Below are 25,371 nucleotides of genomic sequence, written 5' to 3'. Positions count from 1 at the left end.
GCGCCACGTTCTTCAGGCACGAGGCGGGCCGCCGCGATGCGCCCGATCGCCTCGATTAGAATTCCTCATTGCCTGTAGAACGGAACACCCATGCTCGAACGCATTCATCTGGTCATCATCCGCGAGGTGCAGCGGCAGGGCTCGCTCACGGCCGCCGCTGCGGCGCTGTTCCTGACGCAGTCGGCACTGAGCCACACCGTGAAGAAGATCGAGCAACAGCTCGGCACGCCGATCTGGGATCGCGAGGGGCGCGGCCTGCGGCTCACGCAGGCGGGGCACTATCTGCTGTCGCTCGCGGAACGGCTGTTGCCGCAATTCGAGCATGCGGAGGCGCGCATGAAGCAATATGCCGACGGCGAGCGCGGCACGCTGCGCATCGGCATGGAATGCGCGCCGTGCTACCAGTGGCTGCTGAAGGTGGTGTCGCCATACCTGACGCGCTGGCCCGACGTGGATGTGGACGTGAAGCAGCGCTTCCAGTTCAGCGGCATCGCGGCGCTGTTCGGCTATGACATCGACGTGCTGGTCACGCCCGATCCGCTCGCGCGCCCGGGGCTGCGCTTCGATCCGGTGTTCGACTACGAGCAGGTGCTGGTGGTGGCGGAAGATCATCCGCTGGCCGACGCGCGTTACGTGAAGCCCGAGCAGTTGATCGACGAGACGCTGATCACGTATCCGGTCGAGACCGATCGTCTGGACATCTACACGCATTTCCTGCGCCCGGCCGGCGTGGTGCCGCGCCGCACCAAGGCGATCGAGACGACCGACATCATGCTGCAGATGGTGGCCAACCGGCGCGGCGTGGCGGCGCTGCCGCGCTGGCTCGCCGAGGAATATGCGGACCGCGTGCCGGTCGTGCCGGTGAAGCTCGGCAAGAACGGCATCGCCAAGCAGATCTTCCTCGGCACGCGCGACGCGGACGCCTCGGTGGACTATCTCGCGTCGTTCATCGACTTCGCGAAGGACCTGAACTGGCAGACAGCGCGATTCGCACGCTGATGCGCACGGCATGACGGCTTGGATTCATGAAGCTGTCCTGACGAAGTCGCCGCGTCGATCGGCGACATCCTGTCCGCCTCGATCGGCCCACGCGATCTCGACGTCACTGCGCAGGCTGCCCGGCGAGCCATCCCCACCGGCCAAAGATCTTCGCGCCCTGCGGCGATTGCAGAAACGCCACGAACTGCGAGGATGCCGCCACGTCCGCGCCCCTGCGCGTGATCGCGACACCGGCATCCCGATAGATCACGTAGCGCGGTTCGATCGCAACCAGGTCCGCCAGCGACGGGTTCGAGGTCCGCCAGATATTCCACACCAGCCAGACGTCGATATCGGGGTGGTCGATCCACGTCTGACGCGCGACCGCCGTGTTCGGCGCATAGCTGACGATATTGGCGCGCAGCGCCTTCACGGTGCCGATATCGCCAAGCCGCCCCGCCACATCCTCCCACACGCCGTTCTGCCCGGCACCGTTGACCACCAGCACGCGAACCCCGGGCTTCAATGCATCGCCCAGGCCGCCGATATGCCGTGGATTGCCCTTGCGCACGAGCATCGCCATCGGCCGCAGATACAGCGGCACCGGCGCATCGGGCGTCAGTTGGTCGCCCATCGCCACGACGAAATCGGACATCATCGTCTCGGAGCCGCTGTAGACGAGGTCGGCATCCGCGCGCGCGTGGTCGATCCAGCCGGCTGTCGGGCCGGCCGTGACCTCGACATGCACGCCGGTCTGTTTCTCGAACGCCTGCGCGGCCTCCTTCATCGCGGGGGCGGGGCCGCCCGCGCCATAAACATGCAACGTGGCGGATTGGGCCATCGCATGGCCCGCGCACAACGCCGCGCAGATCGTGAAAACGGCGCCTAAGGTCTTGTTCAAGCTGGGTCCCCTGAGAGTGATCGTGATGGCCGCCGGCAGCGGCCGGGTTGAAGCGATCGGCGTGTGAGTCGTGGTCAGTGCGGTCAGTGCGGTCAGTGCGGTCAGTGCGGTTTCGAGGTCAGCTTGTCGAGCAGGGCCGTCATTCGTTGCGGGTCCACCTGCCCTAACGTCGACGCCACTTTCTCGCCATTGCCGTCGAGCACGACCGTAAACGGCACGCCGCCGTGCGTATCTCCTTCCTGGAGCAGCATCGCGATGCCCGGGCCGCCCGCCAGGTAGACCGGATAGTTGATGCCATTGCGTTTGGCGAATGCGGCAACCGGCGCAGCTTCATCGAGCGCGATGCCCAGGAACTGCACCTTGCCGGCGTACTTCTTCTGGAGTGCGACGAAATCGGGCACCTCGCGCCGGCATGGCGCGCACCACGGCGCCCAGAAATTCACGACCACCACTTCGCCCGGATAGCGGGCCAGTTTTTCGGTCTTGCCCGACAGCGTCTGCAACGACAGCTCGCCGAGATTCACGATCTCTCCGGCATGAGCGCAACTCGACGCGGCGAGTGCGACGCCGGTGACGGCCAGCACGTGCGCCGCGATCGTGGCGCAGCGCGAAACCATGGAACGAAACTTCATCGCGTTGTCCTTGGTGAATCGGAAAGGGAACGTTCGGAAGGTATCGCGCCGTGGCCCCGCGGCCCATGACCGATCGGAGCAGATTCATGCTCCATCGTCTCGATTCCGGGATCGTCCGCAAGCCTGCTTCGGTGTGCCAGGCGGTGCCGATCGCGGCGTTGCCGCGCCACTGCCCGCCTTTCTACCTCGTGCCGCAACGCCTGGTTCAGCCCCATCCACCTGATTGCAAACACACCTCATTTCAAATAATCAAAATAGTTATTTTTCGACTTTTTGGATTATGGATTCGGCTACGTAGCGAACGACACATCTGACGCCTGTTCAAGGCTTCGATCACGGGAAAATGGTTCAGATTTGCGGACATGAGCCCGAACCCCATCGGCCCGGCGGGCTTTGATGATTATCCGCAAGCGCCATTTCAATTTTTTAACAACGCCGGCCCGCGAAAATTCCGGGAATGCCGAGACCCGGGGACCGGGATCAGAAACCTTGCCTGGCCTCGGATATCACATTCTTACGGCACCTTTCAAGATCAGAGCAATGACGACCCATTACCAAACAACCGGTGATTTGGTGTGAGGATTGCACGCCGCACCGAATATCCAATGAAATTGGCAATATCTTTAAAAATAGTTAAATTCACAAATGAAAGACATTTAATTTTAAACATTGGAAAAACATGTTTGCAGTGATTTTCACATGTTCATGGTTACCAAAAATAAACTGAGCTCGTCAATTCCGAGATTACCGCAATCTGGTGATTGATTTGTCTGAAAAATCAGACGCCCTATTGCGCATCTCTTTAAAAGGCTGCCGACCATGAATCGCATATACCGCTCAATCTGGAACGCCACCCTCGGAACCTGGGTGGCGGCATCCGAACACACGCAGTCACGAGGCAAGGCCAATCAGTCTGCGATCGTCAAGGCTGCCGTGTCATGTGTCGTGCTGTCCGCAGCCTCGATCAACGTATCGCATGCTCAATACGCTGCAGGCAATGGCGTCGCAACCGGTGCCTCGTCGATCGCCATCGGGGTGAATACGCCCCAGACCGCGACGACGGCCAGCGGCAGCTACTCGGTCGCCATCGGCCCGAGCGCGACATCCGGCGGCAATTATTCGGTGGCGCTTGGCAGCACGGCAACCGCCAGTGGCGGCAGCGCCATCGCTTCCGGTTTCGGGGCGACGGCAAGCGCCGAGCATGCCGCGGCCTATGGCGCCGGTGCCGACGCATCGGGCGGGTATGCGACCGCCCTGGGGCCCGGGGCAACCGCGAGCGGCAGTGGCTCCAGCGCCATCGGCGTGAATGCCGTCACATCCGAAAGCAACTCCGTTGCGGTCGGCAACGGAGCACGAGGAACTGGCCTGGGGTCGACCGCCGTGGGCGCTGGCGGAACGGCGAGCGCGCTCAATTCCACCGCGTTGGGCGCCAACGCCGCGGCGGAGTCGGGCGGTGCCACCGCGCTGGGGGCTTATGCCACCGCCTTTGGTTCGAATGCGGTGGCGATCAGCGAGAATGCCCTGGCCTATGGCAGCAACTCGGTGGCCATAGGTTTCAACACGACGGCCGAAGGCCGAAATTCTCTCGCGCTGGGCAATGGTGCCAGTGCGTCGGGTAATGAATCCATCGCGGCAGGTTCAATGGCGGTAGCCAGTCAAGCCAACGGCTTGGCGATTGGAAATGGCGCGACCGCATCCAACGCCAATGCCGTCGCACTGGGGAGTGGTTCGGTAACGACGGCGGCGGTAGGCACCAGTTCGGCCACGGTTGGAAGCGTGTCCTACGGAGGGTTTGCAGGCACGACGCCCTCCTCTACGGTCAGCGTCGGGGCTGTCGGCGCCGAGCGAACCATCACGAACGTGGCCGCCGGGAGAATTACGGCAAGCAGCACGGATGCCATCAACGGCTCGGAGCTTTACTCAACGATTAGTACAACCAATAGCAGTATTACTTCGTTATCGACGTCGACTTCGACCGGCATCGGCTCCTTGTCGACGGGGTTGTCCACCGCAACCAGCAATGTGGCCTCGCTGTCGAGTGGATTGAGCAGCACGAACAGCAATGTGGCTTCGCTGTCGAGCGGTCTTTCATCGACCAACAGCAACGTGTCGTCGTTGTCGTCGGGACTCAGCAGTACCAACAGCAATGTCGCATCGCTGTCGTCCTCGACTTCGACCGGCATCGGTTCCTTGTCGACGGGGCTGTCGACCACCACCAGCAATGTCGCATCGTTGTCGAGCGGTTTGAGCACCACGAACAGCAATGTGTCGTCGCTGTCGAGCGGTCTTTCATCGACCAACAGCAACGTGTCGTCGCTGTCGTCGGGACTCAGCAGTACCAACAGCAACGTCGCCTCGCTGTCGTCCTCGACTTCGACCGGCATCGGCTCCTTGTCGACGGGGTTGTCCACCGCCACCAGCAATGTCGCCTCGCTGTCGAGTGGTTTGAGCAGCACGAACAGCAATGTGTCGTCGCTGTCGAGCGGCCTGTCCTCGACCAACAGCAACGTGTCGTCGCTGTCGTCTGGCCTCGGCAGCACCAACAGCAACGTCGCCTCGTTGTCGTCCTCCACCTCCACCGGCATCGGTTCCTTGTCGACGGGGTTGTCGACCACCACCAGCAATCTCGCCTCGCTGTCGAGCGGCTTGAGCAGCACCAACAGCAATGTGTCGTCGTTGTCGTCGGGCCTCAGCAGCACCACCAGCAATGTCGCTTCGCTGTCGAGCGGCTTGAGCACCACCAACAGCAATGTGTCGTCACTGTCGTCGGGCCTGTCGACGACCACCAGCAACGTTGTCTCGCTGTCCAGTGGCTTGAGCACCACCAACAGCAACGTCTCATCGTTGTCCACCGGCCTGTCCTCGACCACCAGCAATGTGTCGTCGTTGTCGTCGAGCCTCAGCAGCACCAACAGCAACGTCGCCTCGCTGTCGTCCTCGACCTCCTCCGGCATCGGGGTGCTGTCTACCGGCCTCAGCTCGGCAAACAGTTCGATCATGTCGTTGTCCACGTCGACCTCGACTTCGATCAACGCAGCGAAGACGCACTATTACAGTGTCAACGACAACGGCACGCCGGCGAGCAACTATCAGAATGACGGCGCAACGGGCATCAATTCACTTGCAGCCGGCGTGAATGCCAGCGCGGCGGGCGCAAGCAGTGTCGCGGTCGGCGACGGTTCAAGCGCCGCCTCGACCGGTGCGATCGCCATCGGTCAGGGCGCGCTCGCCAATGGTGAAGGGGCGACAGCATTCGGCAGCAATGCGCTTGCCAGCGCCAAGGGCGCGGAGGCGTTCGGTTCAGGCGCGACGGCAAGCGGCATCAATTCCCTTGCGTTCGGTTCAAACGCCACCGCGAATGTCGCCAACTCGATCGCGATTGGCGCGAATTCAATGACGGGTGCGCCGGTCGGCACGCAAGGCGCCACGATTGGCGGCCTGGCCTACACGTTCTCGGGTGGAACTCCTGTAGGAGTCTTGAGCGTCGGACAGCCGGGACAGGAGCGCCAAATCACGAATGTTGCCGCGGGCCGGGTATCCACCACCAGCACGGATGCGGTGAACGGCAGCCAGCTCAACGCAACCAACCTGGCGGTCAACAGTTTGTCGACGTCGATGGTGTCGAACATCTCGTCGTTGTCGACCGGCATCGGCTCGCTGTCGACGAGTCTCAACACCACCAACAGCAACGTGGCCTCGCTGTCGACCTCCACCTCGACCTCCGTCACCTCGTTGTCGACCGGCCTCAGCAGCACGAACAGCAATGTCGCGTCGCTGTCCACGTCGACCTCGGCTTCGATCAGCTCGCTGTCGACGGGGCTGAACACGACCAACAGCAACGTCGCCTCGCTGTCGACCGGCGTGACGAACATCAACAACACGCTGAACCAGCTGTCAACGTCGATCAACACCAATCAGACACGTTCGGTGAACACCACCGGCGTGGCAGTCGACATGAACGGCACGGGCAGCGACAGGCCCTCCGTCACGGCCGGTTCCAATTCGGTGGCGATCGGTGCGAATTCGAATGACGGCGGTCGTTCGAACGTGGTGTCGGTGGGCAGCGATACGCAGCAACGCCAAGTCACGAACGTTGCGCCGGGTACGCAGGGCACCGATGCCGTGAACGTGAATCAGCTGACGCAAGTGCAGACGACGATGTCGACGGCGCTGTCGGGGCAGCAGGGGCAAATCAATTCGCTGGGCTCGCAGTTGCAACAGACCGACCAGATGGCCCGACAAGGGATTGCCGCGGTCGGCGCGATGGCGTCGATCCCGCAGATCGATCGCGACGCCAACTTCGGGATGGGTGTCGGCACCTCGACGTTCCAGGGCCAGAAGGCGATGGCGGTCAACATGCAGGCTCGCATCAGCGAGAACCTGAAGGCCTCGATCAATGGCGGCTTCAGCGGCGGTCAAAAGGTGATCGGCGCAGGCGTGCTTTATCAGTGGAAGTAAGGGCTTGCCGGAACCGTCGCGGCAGCTCGGCGAGCTGCCGCGACGCAGGCGAGACGAGTTCGTCATGCGGCCCGTGGCTTGACGCAATCCAATTCGGTTTGAAGGAGTTAGCTGTGAACAAACTTACGCTTACGCTCGCGCTCTTTTCAGCGGCCATCACCGGGTGCTCGACGGCTTCCGGTCCGACCTACAGCGCGTTCGAACTGCAGCCGCGTGGTGGCGTGCAAACGTTCCAGGTGGATTGCGGCGGCTTGCTGGCCGGGCCGTCGACCTGCACGAAGGCCGCTCGCAAGATGTGTGGTGATCGAACCGTACGCACCGTCGATTCGGTGCGCACATTGCGCGACGGCTCGAATCCGACATCGTTGATTTTCCAATGCGATGCGGGGCAAACCCGTGTCGATCCTTGAGCCGGCAAGGACGTCCGCCGGCCCCGTCGAGAATGAGGGCGAGCGGACAAAGCGGCAAGCCGCCCGAAAACGCATCGACCGGCGCGCGATACAAGACTATCGAGGGCTCGAAATCAGAAGATTGTGAACCGTGCTCACACCCGCCACGCCTTGCACCGCGGCACCGGCCAGCGTGATCTGGCCGGGTTGCGCGACGTCACCCGCCAACGTGACGACCTGGCCTCTCACCTTCACGTTGATGCCGGACACATCGAGTCCCGGAACTTGCGAAAGCGCATTATGCAAGGCCAGTGCCAAATTCGGGTTTCTCCGTTCCGCTACGCTTCTGCCGTGGCGACTCGAGTCCGAAGGCGTGGCCGATGCGATATTGCTTTCCTGTGCCCAAGTGATCTGAGTGGCGACGCCGACACAGGCTATGCCGCATATGACTCTCAGGTTTTTAAATGCTTTCATATTGATTTTCGCCTATCCAACCTAGATACACGTGACGACGATGTTGGTAACCAATCCCGCAACCGCGCCAGCCGCATTCGCGACCGTGCAGTTTTGCACCGGCGCGTGAGGTTGAGATAGCACCGTGACCGAATACGAACTGGAATAGCCCACGGGCGTGCCGAACGAGAAGCCGCCATTTCCCGCAAGGGTCACGGTGTCCGCGCCGTTGTTCTGCAGGATGAGCACGTTGCCCGGAGTCAGGCCGGCCACTGTCCCGCTGATCGTATAGCGGTTCGGCGTGCACGAGATAGCGACGTTATCGTCTCCCGGCCCCGGGCCATACCCATCGTTATCGATGATCGAACAGGTCTGCCCCGTGGGCTGCGTGAGCACGGTCACGTTGTAGTCGCTTGAATTGTCGACCGGATTCGAAAAGAGAAAGCTGCCGTTGGCAGTCAGCGTCAGGTTGTCGGCGCCGTCGTTCTGTACAACCAGGCTGCTCGATGGAAGCAGCCCATCGAGAACACCGCCGACCTGGTAACAGGAGCCGTCACTCAGGCAGCTATCGTTATCGCCGCCGCAACCGGACAGGATCAGCATGGCAGCCGCCATCCCGGTCACCAGACGATAACTGCGACGCATCCCCAGTGCATGGCGCCGACGGCCGACTGCACCGGCTGGAAAATGATTCGACTCCAATCGGAAATTCCTCATTCTTTAACTAGCTTGCGATTTTTTGACGAGCATGATTTTTGTTCGCACGCCGAAATGATCAAACACTTCAGCGTGCCAGGCCGGCATCTTGCCAACCCATGAATACTTTACTTCGACGTGCAAGTCTCGATGCCGTTGCCGCCCCCCATGTATTGCGGCTCGTAGTAGAACTTCTTGATGGTGACCTTTCCGCTCGACGCGGTATTCACCGTAGCCAGCGCCACGCCGAAGTCGTGCTTCGACAGATCCTTATTCGCGAAGTCCATGGCCAATTGCTTCCCGTTCGAAACAATCGATCCGACGTAGACGTCATCGACCGTCACCTTGTACGCACCGAACTTGCCCGAACTATATTTCGCGTCGAGCTGGAGGATCATGGTGCTGTGCGAATCGCCGTCGTGAATATCGTTGCCGGCGCACTGATAAACGCCGCTGATATCAGTGCCGTTGAACGGGGTTCGAGTTGCCTCGATGGTTGCCGCATGGCTTGACGATGCGAGCACGAGGAGCGACATTCCGAAAGACGTCAAGATTGATTTCATCATCAAATCCAAATAACTACATAAATAACCGACCATTTCGCGCATCACCGGAAATCAACGGCGACAGCAGTACAGCGTCGTTGATACTGCGAGATCACGAAATGGACCACCAACAGCCCTCGAATTTCACAAATCGTCTTGTCGATCTTTGGTTTCCAACTATATTTTCAATTAAGCTCGACGTTATTCGGCTTTTTGAATCGAAACCAGGCAATGCTCCTTGGCGTCGCCAGCAGGATCACCGCCACGACCTCCGCGATGCAATCGATATTGTTACTGGGGGCCAGCGACGCATCCTCCGGGTGAACGGCATACGCCAGGAAAATCGCCAACATCTTCATAACCAAAATGACAGACAGAACATTTTTTGCCCATCGCTGCCTGGAAAACAACTCGACCAGCAAAAAACCCTTCACGACCACCCAAACCAGCACTATCGTCAACAAAAAGAACACGATGGCACCCAGCGCCGCAGCCGACATCTTTTCGGAAGACTGAAAATTGTTCAGCGACTCGAAATCGTGGTACCCACAAAGCATTTGCACAAAAAGAATGGGCAACGGAAGATAAAACACAAACAGAATCATCGCGGCAATTTTTGCGGAAATCGGCGATTTACCGTTTAAAATTGGCACCTTTCCACGAAGAGCAAACCTCATCGCAACACCCCTTTATACTTTCACGTCAAATAAATATATCGTCCCGGCACATCAAAAATACCCAATCCTTCAACCCTCTCCCCGGGAAATTACGATCATTTACTCGATCGTGAATCACCTCCTCTCTTGATCAATTTTTTGAGCCACAGTGCGAGTGAGCCACGCCCCATCCCGATGCACTGTCCGGCACGCATTCAGGTGAATTACTCGCCCTGCCTTGGGGAAAGGTTCACGCTACGATCCGTGCGCACCGATCAATCGCAAACACGAAAGCTGTGCCAGTGCCAACCGTAATAGCCATTGTCGGGTTCGCGACGGCGTACCCAGTGACAGAAAACCGGGGGCGGCTCCACGACAGCGACGGCAGGAGCCGCGACCACCAAGGGCGCAGGCGCAGCCACGACCACCGGAGGCGGTGGAGGCGCAGCCACGACCACGGCCTGCGCCAATGCGGACTGCGAGAAGCAGACGGAGAGCAGTGCCGAACACAGAGCAAGGGCACAAGCCTTGAATGAAAATTTTTGCATTTTTTAGTTTCGAAGATGAAGTTCGGTGTGGATCAGCAGAGCACGTCAGCGCCAATAGCCATGATGCCAATAGCCCCACGAATCGTAATGAGCCGGAACCCAGACGGCCTGGCCGACAGGGGCGACCACACATCCGACAAGGCTCAAGCTCAGGCTACAGAGCAGCGCCGCAATAGAAATGCGTTTCAGCATGGAATGTCGAGTTGTAAAAATCAGTGCTTCTGGAAGGTTCATCTACACACCGCATCACGACGCATCGCGCCTTTTCAATCAATCGTTATCCTGATCAATCGATTGATCGCCACCCATCATGCTTCAGCGATGACATGCCCAGGGCCGTACCCAGCGATACGATCCTCAAAAAAACTCACGCTTCAAGGATCGCTCACTGCCCTGACAGTGCGTCGATACAACATATCGTAGCGTTGAAGAATGAGCGCAGAATGAGCGATCCAGGCGGTGCGTCAGTGAACCAACGCCAGGTCGTTGCCGACATCGTCGAGCATCACGGTCCACCCGAGTCCGCGCACATTGCGAATCACGGACCCACCGAACTTCTTTCGCACCGAATGAATCAGGGCGTCGATCGCATTGCTCTCGACCTCTTTTCCCCAGCCATACAGGCGGTCTTCCAACTGCCTGCGCGACAGGATCGTTCCCGGCCTTTCGAGAAACGCCAACATCAACGAGAACTCGCGTGCGGACAACACCGACGTGCTGCCGTTGCACGTCAGTGTGCGTTTGTCCATGTCGAGGCCGAAGGATTCGTTGCCGAGACGCGAGGAGGCATAGCCCGCCTTCCGCCGGATCACGGCACGAATTCGTGCCAGCAGTTCGGGAACCGCAAGCGGCTTCAACATATAGTCGTCTGCCCCGACATCGAGGCCTTCGACCCGTGAATCGAGATCATCCTTCGCTGTCAGGATCAGAACCGGCACGGCATTACCCGCCTTTCGCAATGATTTCAGCAGTTCCATGCCGTCCATGCCGGGCAAACCCAGATCGAGCAGCACGACGCTGTACTCCGCGTCGTCGGTGGCACGTAGCCCGGCCACCCCATCACGTACCCAGTCCACGCTGATATCGGCATTCTTCAATGCGCGCAGCAGGCCTTGACCGATCTGTACATCGTCTTCGATTAGCAAAACTCGCATTTCCATTACCTTCAAAAACACCATGAACGGCCGAACGCCGCAGAATCGGTGGGGCCTCAGGCGGCGCCATCACGTTCCATCGGCAAGCTCACCATGGCGATGATCCCGGACTGCCCGTCGCTGCGATTGTGCAGCTGCACCGTCCCGTCGTAGCGAGTCACGATGGCTCTGACGATCGCCAGACCCAAGCCGCTGCCGTCGCCGCCGACATCGGCGCGAAAGAAACGATCGAATACGCGCGGCAGCAGTTTGGGATCGATGCCCGGCCCGCTGTCCTTGACCGTGATATCGACCGTCTTGCCCCGTACGTGGGTCGATACATCGATCCTGCCGCCGTCCGGCGTATACCGCACGGCATTCCCGACCAGGTTCCGGACCACCGTGTCGATATCCAGCTCGAGCATCCGCACTCGCGCATCGGTCATTTCGTCTGCGCCGATATCGATGCGTCGTTGTATTGCCGTCGGCAACACATCGGCAATGGCATTCACGATGGTCGGGCCAACGTCGATGCTCGCCATCGCCGATGCCATCGACTTGCCCAACAGGGGCGTATCGGCACGAGCCAATCTCAGCAGTTGAGAAATCAGGTTACTGCTGCGTGTAATGCCGCTTTGCAGTTCGCGAAAGCGCTCCAGACTGCCCAATCCGATCTCGTGTTGCAGATTGTCGGCCTGCAATTGCAAGGCCGTGATGGGCGTTCGCAGTTCGTGGGCGGCGTTGTCGATAAACTGGCGCTCGGTTTCGATCGAATGAGCGAGACGTTCGATCATCAGATTGATGGAACGGATGAACGGCAGCAGTTCATCGGGCACCCGAGTCAGCGGCAACGCTTCCAGACAGTTCACGTCGATCGCGCATACCGTATTGCCAAGCCGATTCACCTGTCGCAGCGACCGGCTCACCACGATCGGCACGGCGATCCAAACGAATGGAATCAGCACGACGATCGGCCAGAGCGAGCAGGTCGCCAACCGCGTCTCCATTTCTGCTCGTACCGACATCCGTTGCGCAATCTGGACCCGCTGGCCGGGGCGGCTGCGCGTGTAGAGCCGCCACTTCTCTCCGAACAGAGTCGGGTTGGTGAAACCGAGCCGGGCGTCACGCGGCAACAGCAAATCCGGGTTGTTGGAATAGACGGGTTTCGATTCGTCGTCTTTCCATACGACGATGACGAGATCATGCTTGTCCGGGGGCGTGGAAACCCGAAAGAACGTCACGCTGCGCGTGTCGAAATCGAGCCGAAGGCGGACGGCCAGAGAGGCCATGCGCCGGTCGAGCAGCGCGGCCGTACCGGCTTTCGAAAAGTGGTACGAGCTCGCGCCTTGCATCAACGCAAACAAACTGATCATCACGCCAATGGCGAGGACGAGTTGGTTACGAAGCGATTTGAGCATGAACATGGTCGTAAGTCGCGAAGCCAACCCGCCACACTCCGTCCTGATCGGGAGGCAACGAAGTGAGCACCGTTTATCAGGCCCCCCCGGTGCCCTCACCGATCATGGCGGCGGGGTTGATGAATTTTTCATAATCGGATTCGCTGACCTTGCCCGATTTGAGCGCCGCGGCCTTCAACGTGGAACCGGTGGCCTGCGCATCCTCGGCGATATGCGCGGCGTTCTGATAACCGATCACCGGCGACAGCGCCGTCACCAGCATGAGGTTGTTGTCCAGGTAAGCCTGAATCCTGTCGTGATCGAGATCGGTGCCTTCCACGGAATAGGTCCGGAACTTTTCGCAGCCATCGGCGAGAATCGTCGCGCAATGCAGGAAGTTGTTGATGATGATCGGCCGCATCGCGTTCAGCTCGAAATTGCCCTGGCTCCCCGCAAAGGCGACCGCCGTGTCCTCGCCGATCACCTGGATCGAGATCATGACCATCGCTTCGCATTGAGTCGGATTGACCTTGCCCGGCATGATCGACGAACCGGGTTCGTTGGCAGGCAGCGTGAGTTCCCCCAGCCCGCAACGCGGGCCCGACGCCAGCCAGCGCATGTCGTTGGCGATCTTCATGAGCGACACCGCGGCGCCGCGCAGCGCCGCGGAGGCGCGCACCATGGCGTCCAGCGAGCCCTGCGCCATGAATTTGTTCGGCGCCGTCACGAACGGCTTTCCCGTCAGCTCGGCAATCTTCGCCGCCACATTCTTCGAAAATCCCGCCGGCGCATTGAGGCCGGTGCCGACCGCGGTGCCGCCGAGCGCCAGTTCGTAGAGCCCTTCGCGGCTGCGTTCGATCTCCGCGATGCAGGTCCGCAGCTGCGCGGCCCACCCCGACCATTCCTGCCCGACCGACAGCGGCGTCGCGTCTTCCAGATGGGTACGCCCCACCTTGATCACGTTCATCCATCCGCTCGCCTTGCGTTCGATGGTGGCGGCAAGCCGGCTCAGGGCCGGCACGAGACGCTCGTCGATCACGGTGACGGCGGCGATATGCATCGCGGTGGGGAAACTGTCGTTGGATGACTGGCCCATGTTGACGTCGTCGTTGGGGCCCACCGGCTGCTGCGTGCCGAGCGTGCCGCCCAGCAATTGAATCGCACGGTTCGACAGCACTTCGTTCACGTTCATGTTGGACTGGGTGCCCGACCCGGTCTGCCAAACATAAAGCGGGAAATGCGCATCGAGCCGGCCGGCGATCGCTTCGTCGGCGGCATGAACGATGGCCTGGGCTTTCCAGTCAGGCAGCCGCCCGGCCGCCTGGTTGACCAGTGCACATGCCTTCTTCACCGTGCCATAGGCGTGATAGACCGCCTTGGGCATCCGGTCGTCGCCGATCGAGAAATGCTCGAGCGAGCGCTGCGTCTGCGCGCCCCAGTATTTTTCGGCGGGCACCGAGACCTTTCCCATGCTGTCGAATTCCTCGCGGGTACCCGAGGCATTGAGGCCGATTGCAATATCCGCCAGGACGGGGCGGCCGAGGTTGGCGTTCGTCATGTTCAGTGTTCCTTGATAGAGAAGGTCAGTACTCTTCACCATTCACTTGCACCTTCCCCTTGAAGGTGAAGTAAATGAACATCGTGTATAAAATCGTGATCGGCAGCACGAAGACACCCGCCCCCCAGAACAGAAACGACTGGCTCGACGGTGGCGCTGCGGCTTCGGTGGTCGTCATGGCGAACGGAATCAGGTACGGATAGAACGATGCGACGAACGTACCGAGCCCAACCGCAAACAACGCCACGGTGAGAAGGAACGGTGCAAACTCCCGACGCGCGCCGATGGCTCTTACCATCAACGCACTGATCACCAGGGCTTCAATCGGAAACAGAAACAGTGTCGGGTGATCGATCCAGCGCTGCATGAGGGGCGTGTTTCTGAGCAAGGTCGCGACGAACGCCACCGCAAGAAATCCCAATACACCCACCAGCAGGCGAGGCAGCATTCGAAAGGCCAATTGTTGCGTGGTGCGGCGCGACTTGTAGGCGAGCCAGGCGGCGCCGATCAGCGCGTATCCCAAACACAAGCCCAAACCACAGAACAGCGCAAAGGGCGACAGCCAGCCAAAAGCGCCGCCGATGTAATTCGGCCCGCTCATCGGCAAGCCATTTGCCAGCGCGCCCGCGGTCGTGCCTTGCATGAAAGCCACGACGTAGGATCCGATCATGAATCCCTTGTCCCACAACGGCCGGGTGCGCGTGCTTCGGTCACGGAATTCAAAGGCAACGCCTCGGAAAATCAGCCCGGCCAACATGACCATCAGAGGCAAATAAAAGGCCGACAACAACGTCGCGTAAAACAGTGGGAATACCGCGAACATGACCGTCGCGCTCATGACGAGCCAGGTCTCGTTGCCATCCCACACGGGTGCGATCGACGCCAGCATGCGGTCCCGCTCCGACGCGTCTCGAACCCATGGAAGCAACATGCCGACGCCCAAGTCGAAACCGTCGAGCGATACGTACAGAAACGTGGTCAGAACAAGCACCGCAACCCAGAAATCGAGCATCATGCGAGCGTCTCCGATTTGCGATTCGAATCGACGCCCTCGCTCGCCAGCGATAAAGGACGTTTCGGGTTCGTTCCCGCTGCTGCCGGTGCAGAAACACCGGCTGGGCCACGCTTGAGCAAGCGATAGATGTAGATCGTGCCGAACAGGAAGATCACGCTGTATATGACCGAGAAGAGGATCAATGTGGCGCCGACTTCCGGACTGCTCAAAGTCGGCGTGGCCGCATCGGCGGTACGCAATTGACCAAACACCGTCCAGGGTTGTCGACCCACTTCGGCGGTGAACCAACCCGTCAAGGTCGCGATGAAGCCAACAGGAAAGGACAGGAAAATCGTCCAGAGCAACCAACGGCTGACCTGAGCACGCTTGCGTACCACCTGCCAACTCCCGTACCAGGCGAGTGCCAGCATCAGCAGCCCACACGCGACCATGATTCGGAATGCGAAGAATGGGATTGCCACCGGGGGGCGATCCGCTTTCGGCCAATCGGTCAGCCCGACCTCGTTTGACGTGAGGCTCATCGAGCCGATCAGGCTACCCAGGTAAGGGATGCTGATCGCGTAATCGTTCGATTCGGTCTTCTCGTTGGGCCAGGCGATCAATACTTCCGCCGCCGGTTGCTCGTCGTGCCAGCGCGCTTCTATCGCTGCGAACTTGGTGGGCTGTTTATCGTGCGTATAGTCGCCGACCAGGTGCCCGAACAGCAACTGACACGGCACCAGCACGGCAGCCAGGCCAAGCGACATGCGCATCATGGTGCGCGACTCGGCTTCGAACTGCCCCTTCAGGGCGTGCCACGCGCCGGTGGCGGCGATGCAGAACGCCGACGTGAGATAGGCAGCGAGCAGCATGTGCGGGAAGCGCACGAGCATCACTGGACTGAAGATGATGGCCGGCCAGTCGGTCGGCGTGAAAACACCCTTCGCGTCCATCACGAAACCAACCGGGTATTGCATCCAGCTGTTGTTGACCATGATCCAGAACGAGGACAAGGTCGTACCGAGCGCCATCATCAAACAGGAAAAGAAGTACAGCCATCGAGGCAAGCGGTTCCGGCCGAACATCACCATGCCGAAGAAGCTCGCCTCCAACGCGAAAGCACTGAACGTTTCATATGCCAGCAGCGGCCCCTGGATCGCACCGGTTCGCCGTGAGAGTTCACTCCAGTTGGTGCCGAACTGAAACGCCATGACGATGCCCGACACCACACCCATCGCGAACGCAACCGCGAATATGCCGCGCCAGAAATCGAACAGACGCCGATAGGTTGGACGCCCTGTCGTCAGCGACATCCCCTCCAGCACACAGAGCCACGCAGCCAGCCCTACCGTGAAAGCTGGAAAAATGATGTGAAACGACACGGTCGCCGCGAATTGGATTCGCGACAGCACGAGTGCGGTGAGGTTCATGTGGCTTTCCTTGAGCCGATTTTCAGCCGGACAGCCGCCCGAGCAGAGGCGAGTCGTGCTGTGTCCACGTAGATTCGTGGCGAGCGCCACCTACGTCTGCGTTGATTGATATCGATATTGCGGTAGCCGGCATCATTGCTTTCCCCGGCGCGAAGAACATTCGCAGTGCGAATGGAATGCGTTGCCAGTTCATCGGCCGGGTCGAAACTCATGCACACTGCCGCGTCAGACGTTTTCCAGCCCGAGCACCGCCGCGGTATGGGCGCGGATTTCTCGGCATGCCTCTCCGTCTTGCTTCAGATCGATCCCATAAGTCGGGATGATCTGCTTCAGGCGCGGCAGCCAATCGCCATCCGTCATTCGATCGGAGAAGCAGGTACGCAGCACTTCGAGCGCGATATGAGCCGCCGTCGACGCGCCGGGCGATGCGCCCATCAAGGCCACGATCGACTTGTCTTGCGACGCGACGAGTTCCGTGCCGAACTCCAGTTCACCGCCGCCCTTGCCATTGGCCTTGATGATCTGCACACGTTGCCCAGCCACCGCCTCGGTCCAGTCTTCCTCTCTGGCGCCGGGATAAAAGCCTTGCAGGGTTTCGAACATCTGATGCGGCGTCTGAACGATCTGCCCGACCAGATACTCTTCGAGTTGCAGGCTGTGTCGCGCAACGTCGAGCATGGGAAGAATGTTGGCGGGCCGCACCGACTTGAACAAATCTAAATAGGAGCCCTCCTTGAGAAACTTGGTCGAGAACCCGGCATAAGGCCCAAACAGAACCGAGCGCTTGCCGCCGACCACCCGGGTGTCCAGATGCGGTACGGACATCGGCGGCGATCCATGGGCCGCCTTGCCGTAGACTTTGGCGTGGTGACGTTGCGCAACGGCATCGACGTCACAGCGCAGCCACACCCCGCTGACCGGAAACCCGCCGTAACCGTGTCCTTCCGGAATGCCCGATTTCTGCAGCAGTTCGATCGATGCACCGCCGGCGCCGATGAATACGAATTTCGCCAGCGTGATGCTGATTTCGCCCGTTTCGCGATTTTCCACCTCGACCTGCCAGGCACCACTTTCGTGACGCGCCAGGCCCACGACGCGATGCTGGTAATGCACCGAGAATCCTGACTGGCCGGCCAGTTGCGCCACGAGCAGATGGGTCAGCGCGCCGTAGTCGACATCGGAGCCGGTCGCCATGCGGGTCGCGGCCAACGGCGTTGCCGGATCGCGCCCCTCCATCAGCAACGGCGCCCATTCGGCAATCTGCTTGCTGTCCTCGCTGTACTCCATGCCGGCGTAGCAATGATGCGAGGACATCGCTCGAAAGCGCTCGCGCAGGAATTTCCGATTCGCCTCGCCGGTGACGAAACTCATATGCGGGCAGGCATGAATGAACGCCGCGGGATCGGCTATTTTCCCGGTTTTGACCAGGTGGGCCCACAGCTGCCGAGACGTATCAAACTGAACATTGACTTCGAGCGCCTTGGCGATGTCGACACTGCCATCGGGCAACTCGGGGGTGTAATTCAACTCGCAATTGGCGGCGTGCCCGGTGCCCGCATTATTCCAACCATCCGAGCTTTCGAGCGCGCAGTCGTGCAAGGTTTCGAACATCACCACCGACAGTGACGGATCGAGTTCCTTCAGCACCGTACCGACAGTTGCGCCCATGATGCCGGCGCCGATCAGAACGACATCAGCATTCCTAAATGTATTCTCAATACTCATCTGAAACTCCGTCGACAAGATGACTAGTCTTTCTTTACGAAACAGGGGGTGGAGAACGGTGTGAAGATCACATACGCGCGCCGCCACGGCTCGTCGTCGACGAGCCTCCAGCGGTGGCCGCTTCCCGTCGTGTCCTCGGCAAGCAGCACATCGCCTGGCGCGATGGTGAATGTCGCACCCGATCGCGTGGTGAACTCGAGCGTCCCGCTCAGCGTGATGACGAATTGGCGAGCAGGTGCGTCGTGCCATTCGAAAGCCCCACCCGCACGTGTCTCGCGAAACGAGATGGACACCACGTCGACGGTTTCACTCAGCACGTCGCCCCGCTCTCCCTTCGGGAGATCAATCAAGCCTTCCTCGAACAGCGAGTCGCCATCACTGCCGGTCCAGATTCGAACACATCTGATCATTGCACTCTCCACCCAATATTCTGTTAAATAATTTTTGCTCGATGCGCAATCCTATAAAGGAAAAAGGCATGAAAGCGGACAATACAGCAGCGGAATTTTAAAAGCATCCTTTCGAAAGTTAAACATTTTTCACCTACGGGCTTCCTCATTTTTTCTCATCCATTTAGTTCCTATCTTCAGTAGATAGCAGATCAATTCAAATCGAGTTTAGTAATTACCTTTCGATGTTTACCTTGAATTGCTTCAAAGCGGATTCATCACACCAATCTTCCCTGCCGAACTGCCCACCCACAATTCCCCGCATCTCTTCATGGAGTGCTTAAACAATTTTCTTAAGCCAATGGTTAATTATCAAGTTCAATACTCTTGATAAGGAAGGGAATGGAAATGAGGAAACCCTACCTGCGTCCGAGCGCGGAAGAACGCCCGACGCTCATGACCGCGCAGCCCGACGCGAGCACGGCCGGGGCCGATGAAAGCGGTGCTCGGCAATGCACGCGAAACGCGGTTCGTCGTGCCATGCCGAATGAACGATGCAGGAAGATTTTCACGGAGCGCGAAATAACCTGTTATTTCTCTTTGGCGGAATACTTGATTATTGACACCACCAGGTTACAGCCGCCACACCCTAAAACTTATTCAATATTCCGATCCGGAGTGCGACCTGATTATGCGATCCGGCCGGAAAACTATTCGCGATATCGCCAATCGAGGCCACCGCATTAACGACATTTCCATAGGCATCCAAGGTCGAGCCACTCGCATTCTGATAACCTCCCAATACATAGATCGAGGTTTGACGACTCAATAAATAAATGGCCGAGACGCCCAGGTTCTGGTAACGAGGCAGTGGCGCGTCTGCGGCAACGGATTGCCCGCGCGTGTAGGAATAGTTGCCCGCAACAATGATTTGGGGGCTGTATGCATAGCGCATGCCCACACCCACCGAGTTGTAGCCGACAATGCGCTTGAACAGTGAAACCGCCGACGGCCGATACTGCGTGAATCCGTAATTCACCCCCACGGTCAACTTGGAGAACACGTAGTTCACCGCCGAATCCACGATCTGGACTGCCCGCGCGCCGACAAAGCCGGTGGTGACCGCCGAGCCGAAATTGCCGTCGGCGGAGCCGGACCACGTATTGCCCGTCGCGCCGCTGTTGTCCATCCGCAGATAAGCGATGCCGCCGGCGAGCGGCCCCTTGACGTAATTGAAGCCCACGCCGAACGCGCTCTCGGCGTTCAGTGATTCCGCGGTGTTTCCAAACCCGTACAACACTTCGCCACTCCAGCCTCCGTACAGTGGCGTCCGGTACTTCACGGCGTTGTTGACTCGATTGCTGGTGTCGTAGTTCGACAGGTCGCCGGCATAGGTACTGATGCCCCCCGCGAAACCCGGCCCATACAGAACCAACAGGCCGGAAATCGCATCGGCCTGCCTGCCGAACGTGAGGGTGCCGAAACGCCGGCTCGACAGGCCGACGAAGGCCGCTCGATTGAACTCGGTGCCGCTCAGAACGTACGCACCGGTGCCGCTGTTGAAGCCATTTTCAAGCTGAAAAATGGCCGCAAGCCCAGCGCCGAGATCCTCGATGCCCTTCAACCCCCAGCGGTTCGACATCGCACCCCCACTCAGGAAAGCAAAGCGCGGCTTGCTTGCAAGAACGACGGGCGTTCCGGCAGAACCGGTGTTCCGGGCAACCCCGACGTCACTCATGTACTGCACGCCAGCGTCAACGTTTCCATAAAGCGTTAGGCTACTTTGACCATGAGCTGCAAGCACCGCGAAGCCGATGAGCGATCCGGCTGCCACATTCGATTTCAAATGCTTCACCACGTCTCCAATTTTTGTATGTATGACTAACTATTTATCGAGAAAAAACGCTCGAATGGATCAGCCAGCTTCATGAAAATCAGTGATGCGGAGGTCGGAAGCCATGACACGGATACCGTCGTCGACGGCAATCCTGTCAGTCGAAGAAACCGGCGTCTTCGTCGCGCAGATACGGCCTCGCACCTTCGGCATCGATATCCAGGCCGAGCCCCGGGGCCGGTAACAGATCGACCATCGAATCCTTCACGACCTGTTTCGGCAGACCGATCACGATGTCGTTCCACCACGGGTCCGAGGCACTCGGGTATTCGAAGGCGATGTAGTTGGCGGGCAAGGTCGCGCACACATTGATCAGGGCACCCAGCCCCAACAATCCGTTGGCGGTGCCGTGCGGCGCCATCATGATCGAATGCATGTAGGCGTGCTCGGCCACCCACTTCAGCTCGGCGATACCGCCCACATCGGCAGGATCGGGGCCGACGACTCGCACCGCCTGTGTCTCGATCAGTTCCTTGAAGTTGTGGCGCAGGTAGATTTGTTCGCCGGTGTGGATAGGCGTCGTTGTCGAGGTGGTCAGTTCCCGATAGGCTTGCGGATTGACCCACGGCACATAGTCGCCGGTCAGCATGTCCTCGAGCCACATCAGGTTGTATTTTTCGACGGCACGTGCGAAGCGGATCGCATCGGGCAAAAACCATCCCGGGCCGCAATCGAGCGCCAGCGAAACCTTATCCCCCGCCACTTCTTTCATGGCCGCCACGCAGTCGATCAGATGCGCCATCCCACGCTCGCTCATCTGCCCTTGATGCAGCGCGCCATGGAATGTCGAGGTCTGGCCAGGGCCATAGTGGAAATCGGGCACGGTGGTCTTCATGGTGGAATGGAAACCGATGCCTTGTTTGATCAGGGAAAACTTCTCCGGGCGTTCCATCATCCATTTGAGACCGGCCGCATAATCCTCCGGGCGGTCGCCCGTACGCGGTATCCGGATCGAGCCGTTGTAGACACGAACCTTGTCGCGTACCGCACCTCCCAGCAGCTTGTACACCGGCACACCGGCTGCTTTGCCGGCAATGTCCCACAGCGCGTGTTCGATCGCACTGACCGCCGCGCCATACGGCTTGAACGAACCGCGTTGGCGGATCTTCAGCATGACCCGTTCGACGTTGGTCGGATCTTCGCCGAGCAGTGCATCGCGAAAATGCAGCACGAAGGGTTTCAGGTACGGCTTCGTATGCTCGGCTTCGCCGAGCCCGTAGATGCCTTCGTCGGTGACGATGCGCACGACAGGGTGCTTGCCGATGATCGCGCAACGCAAATCGGTGATTTTCATATTTGAATCTCTGGGAATTGAAAACGGACAGGTATGCCAGGCTGTCGCTTTGTTTGCGGCAACCTGCCAATGCTTCAGCGCTCGCTCAATGAGGCAGAGCCGGATCGCTCTGATTGACTCGACGCGACAAGATCAGGCACGGGTTCGATTCGACCGAGTACGAACACGTATGCGCTGATTCCAATCAACAGCACGACGCCGGCAACGACGAACGCGGAGTTGAATGATCCGGTTTCCATCACGATAAGGCCGGTCAGGGTCGGCGAAATCACGCCCATGATGCTGTTGCCGAAGTTCATGATTCCGCCGACCGTGCCGTTGCCGCCGCGCGGAGCGATGAGCGAGGGGATCGACCAACCGGCGGGCGCGGCGCTGGCAAGCCCGCACAAGGAAAGCGTGATCCAGAACAGCGCCCAGAAAGGATCGACCGTGAATACCGCGCCGAACACCATGAGGCCCATCAGCATTCCGCAAATCAGCACGGTCTTGCGAACCACGGTTTCGTCGTGACCTCGCTTGATGAAGAAGTCGATCGCCCAGCCGCCGATCGCCAGGTCGACAAGCGTGGCACAGCTCCACGGAATCATGGTGAAGGTCGCCGAGCGCAGGATATTGACGTGCATCGTGTGCACCAGGTAGGCCGGCAGCCAGCTCGTGAACAGATTCATCGAATATCCGTAGGCCGCGAAGCCAATGGTCAGCCCCCACACTTTGCGCGATCGCAGCAGATAGGCGAGCATTGCGCCGGCGCTGGATGCCTCGACACCCTCCTTGCTGCCCCCTCCTGCTTGAATGTAGCGACGCTCGATATCGCTGAGCCGGCTGTCTTCGCCGGGATCGCGATAAACGATCCAGAAAATCGCGAAATAAATAAAGCTGAAAACCGCCGTCAGCATGAAACCGGCACGCCAGCCGAAATGGAAAATGGCGAACGCCACCAAAGGCACGCCGACAGCATTGCCGAACTTCTGTGACGCATCGAAAATCGCGGTCGCAAGCCCGCGTTCATGGCGAGGAAACCAATAGCCTGTCGCCTTTGAACTGGCGGGGAAAGCCGGTGCTTCCGCAATGCCGAGCAACATGCGGGCAACAAAGAGACTCCAATATCCACTCGCAAGCGCCGTGATGATCGATGCGACGCCCCATAACCCGGCGCTGATTCGGCCGACATGCTTGACGCCGAAGCGATCGAGCACCATTCCTGTCGGAATTTGCAGACTGCCGTAAGTCCAGGCGAATGCGGACAGCAGCAATCCGAGCTGACCGGCATTGAGATTGAAATCATGCTGCAACTGTGGCACTGCAACGGGCATGGCCACCCGGTCGAAGTAGTTGATAAGAACACCCAGCGCCAGCACCGAGCCGACACGCCAACGGCGCCCGGGAACCTGCGGCTCCTTCGATTGAAGCATGACCGTCTCCATTTATTGCTATGCGAGTTCTTGTCCGATCATTCGCCAGAATCAGCGACGATATGGGACTGGACGGATACTTCCATGCGCGTTTTTACGTGTCAATTTCGCCAGGATCGTACATTATTTTATAAATTTGACGTATGAAGTCCGTTGACTGCTCCACTGGCCGGAGTAGACTGCGCGTCATGAAAAACGCGCATCGACACGGAAAGGCGGGGGAAATGGCGCTCAATCAGCAGGTGGGGGTGTATGAGCAGATCCGGGACGACATCATTGCCGGCCACCTCCAATCCAGCCAGCGACTGAAGGTCGGCGACCTTGCCGCTCAGTACGGCGTCTCGACCAATCCGATCCGCGAGGCGCTCCAGCAGTTGCGCGGAGAAGGGCTGGTCCTGATCGAGGCCAATCGAGGGGCGCGCGTTCGCACGGTCGACGAGGACTTCGTTCGCGACATCATGGAAGTGCGGATGCTGGTCGAACCCGCGATGACACGCTGGTTCGTTTCGATTGTCGATTTCGCCGACATCAATCAACTGGAAGCGGTGCAGGCAGAGATCGAGCGTTTGAACTTCGGCGATCTGGCCAGGCATGGGCGTCTCGACACCAAGTTTCACGACATCATTTACGCCCGCCATTACAACCGCCTGGCTGCCGAAGTGTGCCGGCACCGGGAACTCTTGCGTGCGATCAGCCGGCGCTATCCCAGCTCTCTGAGCCGGCGCGAAGCGGTCATTCGGGACCATCGCGAATTGATCGAGCGAATTCGCGCACAGGATGCGGACGGCGCCGCCGAGGTCGTTGCCCGGCATATCGAAGGGGGTGGGCGCCATCTCATCGAACAGATGAGCCTGGCCAAGCGCATGGCCGGTTGAATACGCAGTCCGAAACGATGATGATCGAGACCATCGGCTGCATTTTCACATCCGACACACCGTAATGGACGTCCCCGTCTCGTGCGCAGGCATTCAGATTCATGCTTGCGCACGAAACGGGGCGATTATCAATTCCCTGCCTGATTTTCCCCGCCGCTGGCGCCGCTGCGCGCCAGTTGCCCCATCCGGAAAAGTGCGCCCAACAGAAGCGCAACGGCAAACCACAACGCCATATCGCGCATCAGCCGGGTGGCAAGCCCTCCGAACACGGCACCGGCGAAGAAGCTCAAGCTCGCGCCGCCGAGCAACGATGCGTTGTGCAGCGCCAACCTGTCGTATCGTGGAATGAGTCCTTCGAGAAGACTTTTCGCCGCGCCGCGGAGGTTGCCGGTCGTCATCATTGAAGAGTACGCAAGATTCTCGACATGCGTAAACGACAAGGTCTGCATGGTGGCGACGAACGTGATGCCCGGGATCAACCACAGTTCCGCGCGTCCACACACGCCACTGGCGGCTACCGTCAGAAAAAGAATCTCGAGCAGAAGGCAGACCAGGGCGGGACGCCGAATCACGTTGGCTACGATGTCGAGTCGCAACAGATGGACGACGAATACCGCGAGTACGAAGGCGACGAGTGGCGGGACGTGCCGTTGCGCCTGAACCCAGTTGCCGGCTGATATCTGGATGCCAAGGAGTGCCACGTTTCCGGTCATTGCATTTGCGAACACGCCGCCGTGGCCAACATAGGCATAAGCGTCGAGAAAACCTCCGGACAGCGTCAAGAGGGTGGCGACGCTGCGGCTTTTGCCTGCCGTATCCAGATTCATCTTGCTCGTTCCTGTTTCCTTCATGATGTTGCCGCGCATGGTAGCAGCGAAGAATTGCAGGTCAAGCTCCCGCGTGTCCTCGAAACGGGATGGGTATCACGCTTGGGAAATTCAACGACACCGATGACGATGACCCGCTGAACCACGGCGCCTCGTAGCGTCGGCCCCGACACGCGCGGCAAGACGG

The 25,371-nt window shown here is 59.5% G+C and carries 19 protein-coding genes and 3 pseudogenes; 5 read left to right on the top strand and 17 right to left on the bottom strand.

Annotated elements, in window-relative coordinates; translation table 11 throughout:
• Positions 1 to 90 precede the first annotated feature (90 nt).
• Positions 91 to 999 (top strand): LysR family transcriptional regulator, encoded by a 909-nt coding sequence (locus AB4850_RS19950; protein ID WP_414444720.1) that lies wholly within the window; start codon positions 91 to 93, stop codon positions 997 to 999.
• A gap of 103 nt (positions 1,000 to 1,102) precedes the next feature.
• Here the strand turns inward: AB4850_RS19950 and AB4850_RS19945 are convergent, their stop codons facing one another.
• Positions 1,103 to 1,879: a substrate-binding domain-containing protein gene (locus AB4850_RS19945; protein WP_414444719.1), complete on the bottom strand. Its 777-nt coding sequence runs from the start codon at positions 1,877 to 1,879 to the stop codon at positions 1,103 to 1,105.
• Positions 1,880 to 1,980: 101 nt separating this feature from the next.
• Positions 1,981 to 2,511 (bottom strand): TlpA family protein disulfide reductase, encoded by a 531-nt coding sequence (locus AB4850_RS19940; protein WP_414444718.1) that lies wholly within the window; start codon positions 2,509 to 2,511, stop codon positions 1,981 to 1,983.
• Between the two features lie 819 nt (positions 2,512 to 3,330).
• On the opposite strand from AB4850_RS19940, the pseudogene AB4850_RS19935 reads away from it, so the two are divergent.
• From AB4850_RS19935 to AB4850_RS19925, 3 pseudogenes are all read left to right on the top strand, one after another.
• Positions 3,331 to 3,852 (top strand): annotated as a pseudogene (locus AB4850_RS19935) (ESPR-type extended signal peptide-containing protein); the annotation flags it as partial.
• Positions 3,853 to 4,002: 150 nt separating this feature from the next.
• A pseudogene (locus AB4850_RS19930) lies at positions 4,003 to 6,969 on the top strand (YadA-like family protein); the annotation flags it as partial.
• 113 nt (positions 6,970 to 7,082) lie between these two features.
• Positions 7,083 to 7,355: pseudogene (locus AB4850_RS19925) on the top strand (OmpA family protein); the annotation flags it as partial.
• A gap of 120 nt (positions 7,356 to 7,475) precedes the next feature.
• On the opposite strand, the gene AB4850_RS19920 reads toward AB4850_RS19925, so the two are convergent.
• The 14 genes from AB4850_RS19920 to AB4850_RS19855 form a co-directional block, all read right to left on the bottom strand.
• On the bottom strand, positions 7,476 to 7,832 hold the full coding sequence (locus AB4850_RS19920; protein ID WP_414444717.1) for a BON domain-containing protein: 357 nt from the start codon (positions 7,830 to 7,832) through the stop codon (positions 7,476 to 7,478).
• A gap of 21 nt (positions 7,833 to 7,853) precedes the next feature.
• Entirely contained in the window at positions 7,854 to 8,414 is a 561-nt protein-coding gene (locus tag AB4850_RS19915; protein ID WP_414444716.1) for a hypothetical protein, read from the bottom strand.
• A 221-nt stretch (positions 8,415 to 8,635) separates the two neighbouring features.
• The gene (locus AB4850_RS19910) at positions 8,636 to 9,043 is read right to left on the bottom strand and encodes a hypothetical protein (protein ID WP_414444715.1); all 408 of its coding nucleotides are present in this window, start codon (positions 9,041 to 9,043) and stop codon (positions 8,636 to 8,638) included.
• 194 nt (positions 9,044 to 9,237) lie between these two features.
• On the bottom strand, positions 9,238 to 9,729 hold the full coding sequence (locus AB4850_RS19905) for a hypothetical protein (RefSeq protein WP_414444714.1): 492 nt from the start codon (positions 9,727 to 9,729) through the stop codon (positions 9,238 to 9,240).
• Positions 9,730 to 10,720: 991 nt separating this feature from the next.
• The gene (locus AB4850_RS19900) at positions 10,721 to 11,410 is read right to left on the bottom strand and encodes a response regulator transcription factor (protein ID WP_414445563.1); all 690 of its coding nucleotides are present in this window, start codon (positions 11,408 to 11,410) and stop codon (positions 10,721 to 10,723) included.
• 56 nt (positions 11,411 to 11,466) lie between these two features.
• Positions 11,467 to 12,807: a sensor histidine kinase gene (locus tag AB4850_RS19895; protein ID WP_414444713.1), complete on the bottom strand. Its 1,341-nt coding sequence runs from the start codon at positions 12,805 to 12,807 to the stop codon at positions 11,467 to 11,469.
• A 76-nt stretch (positions 12,808 to 12,883) separates the two neighbouring features.
• Complete coding sequence (gene fumC / locus AB4850_RS19890; protein WP_414444712.1) at positions 12,884 to 14,344, bottom strand: class II fumarate hydratase; 1,461 nt, start codon at positions 14,342 to 14,344, stop codon at positions 12,884 to 12,886.
• Positions 14,345 to 14,369: 25 nt separating this feature from the next.
• Positions 14,370 to 15,359 carry a cytochrome d ubiquinol oxidase subunit II gene (cydB, locus tag AB4850_RS19885; protein ID WP_414444711.1) on the bottom strand — a complete coding sequence of 330 codons (990 nt, stop codon included), beginning with the start codon at positions 15,357 to 15,359 and terminating at the stop codon, positions 14,370 to 14,372.
• Entirely contained in the window at positions 15,356 to 16,768 is a 1,413-nt protein-coding gene (locus AB4850_RS19880; RefSeq protein ID WP_414444710.1) for a cytochrome ubiquinol oxidase subunit I, read from the bottom strand. Before AB4850_RS19880 ends, cydB begins: the two co-directional genes overlap by 4 nt.
• Before the next feature lie 225 nt (positions 16,769 to 16,993).
• Positions 16,994 to 18,493: a malate dehydrogenase (quinone) gene (gene mqo / locus AB4850_RS19875; protein WP_414444709.1), complete on the bottom strand. Its 1,500-nt coding sequence runs from the start codon at positions 18,491 to 18,493 to the stop codon at positions 16,994 to 16,996.
• 23 nt (positions 18,494 to 18,516) lie between these two features.
• Positions 18,517 to 18,903: a hypothetical protein gene (locus tag AB4850_RS19870; RefSeq protein WP_414444708.1), complete on the bottom strand. Its 387-nt coding sequence runs from the start codon at positions 18,901 to 18,903 to the stop codon at positions 18,517 to 18,519.
• A 628-nt stretch (positions 18,904 to 19,531) separates the two neighbouring features.
• Positions 19,532 to 20,737 carry a porin gene (locus AB4850_RS19865; protein ID WP_414444707.1) on the bottom strand — a complete coding sequence of 402 codons (1,206 nt, stop codon included), beginning with the start codon at positions 20,735 to 20,737 and terminating at the stop codon, positions 19,532 to 19,534.
• Between the two features lie 136 nt (positions 20,738 to 20,873).
• Positions 20,874 to 22,070: a mandelate racemase/muconate lactonizing enzyme family protein gene (locus tag AB4850_RS19860; protein ID WP_414444706.1), complete on the bottom strand. Its 1,197-nt coding sequence runs from the start codon at positions 22,068 to 22,070 to the stop codon at positions 20,874 to 20,876.
• Between the two features lie 74 nt (positions 22,071 to 22,144).
• Positions 22,145 to 23,482: an MFS transporter gene (locus AB4850_RS19855; protein ID WP_414444705.1), complete on the bottom strand. Its 1,338-nt coding sequence runs from the start codon at positions 23,480 to 23,482 to the stop codon at positions 22,145 to 22,147.
• Between the two features lie 188 nt (positions 23,483 to 23,670).
• Between AB4850_RS19855 and AB4850_RS19850 the strand changes: the two genes are divergently transcribed.
• Positions 23,671 to 24,357, top strand: a complete 687-nt coding sequence (locus tag AB4850_RS19850; protein ID WP_414444704.1) for a GntR family transcriptional regulator — start codon at positions 23,671 to 23,673, stop codon at positions 24,355 to 24,357.
• 128 nt (positions 24,358 to 24,485) lie between these two features.
• Here the strand turns inward: AB4850_RS19850 and AB4850_RS19845 are convergent, their stop codons facing one another.
• Positions 24,486 to 25,184: a YoaK family protein gene (locus AB4850_RS19845; protein ID WP_414445562.1), complete on the bottom strand. Its 699-nt coding sequence runs from the start codon at positions 25,182 to 25,184 to the stop codon at positions 24,486 to 24,488.
• Between the last annotated feature and the right edge of the window lie 187 nt (positions 25,185 to 25,371).

This window comes from Burkholderia sp. 22PA0106 (genome assembly GCF_047497155.1).
Taxonomy (GTDB): Bacteria; Pseudomonadota; Gammaproteobacteria; order Burkholderiales; family Burkholderiaceae; genus Burkholderia.
This window is presented reverse-complemented; position numbering and strand designations above follow the sequence as displayed.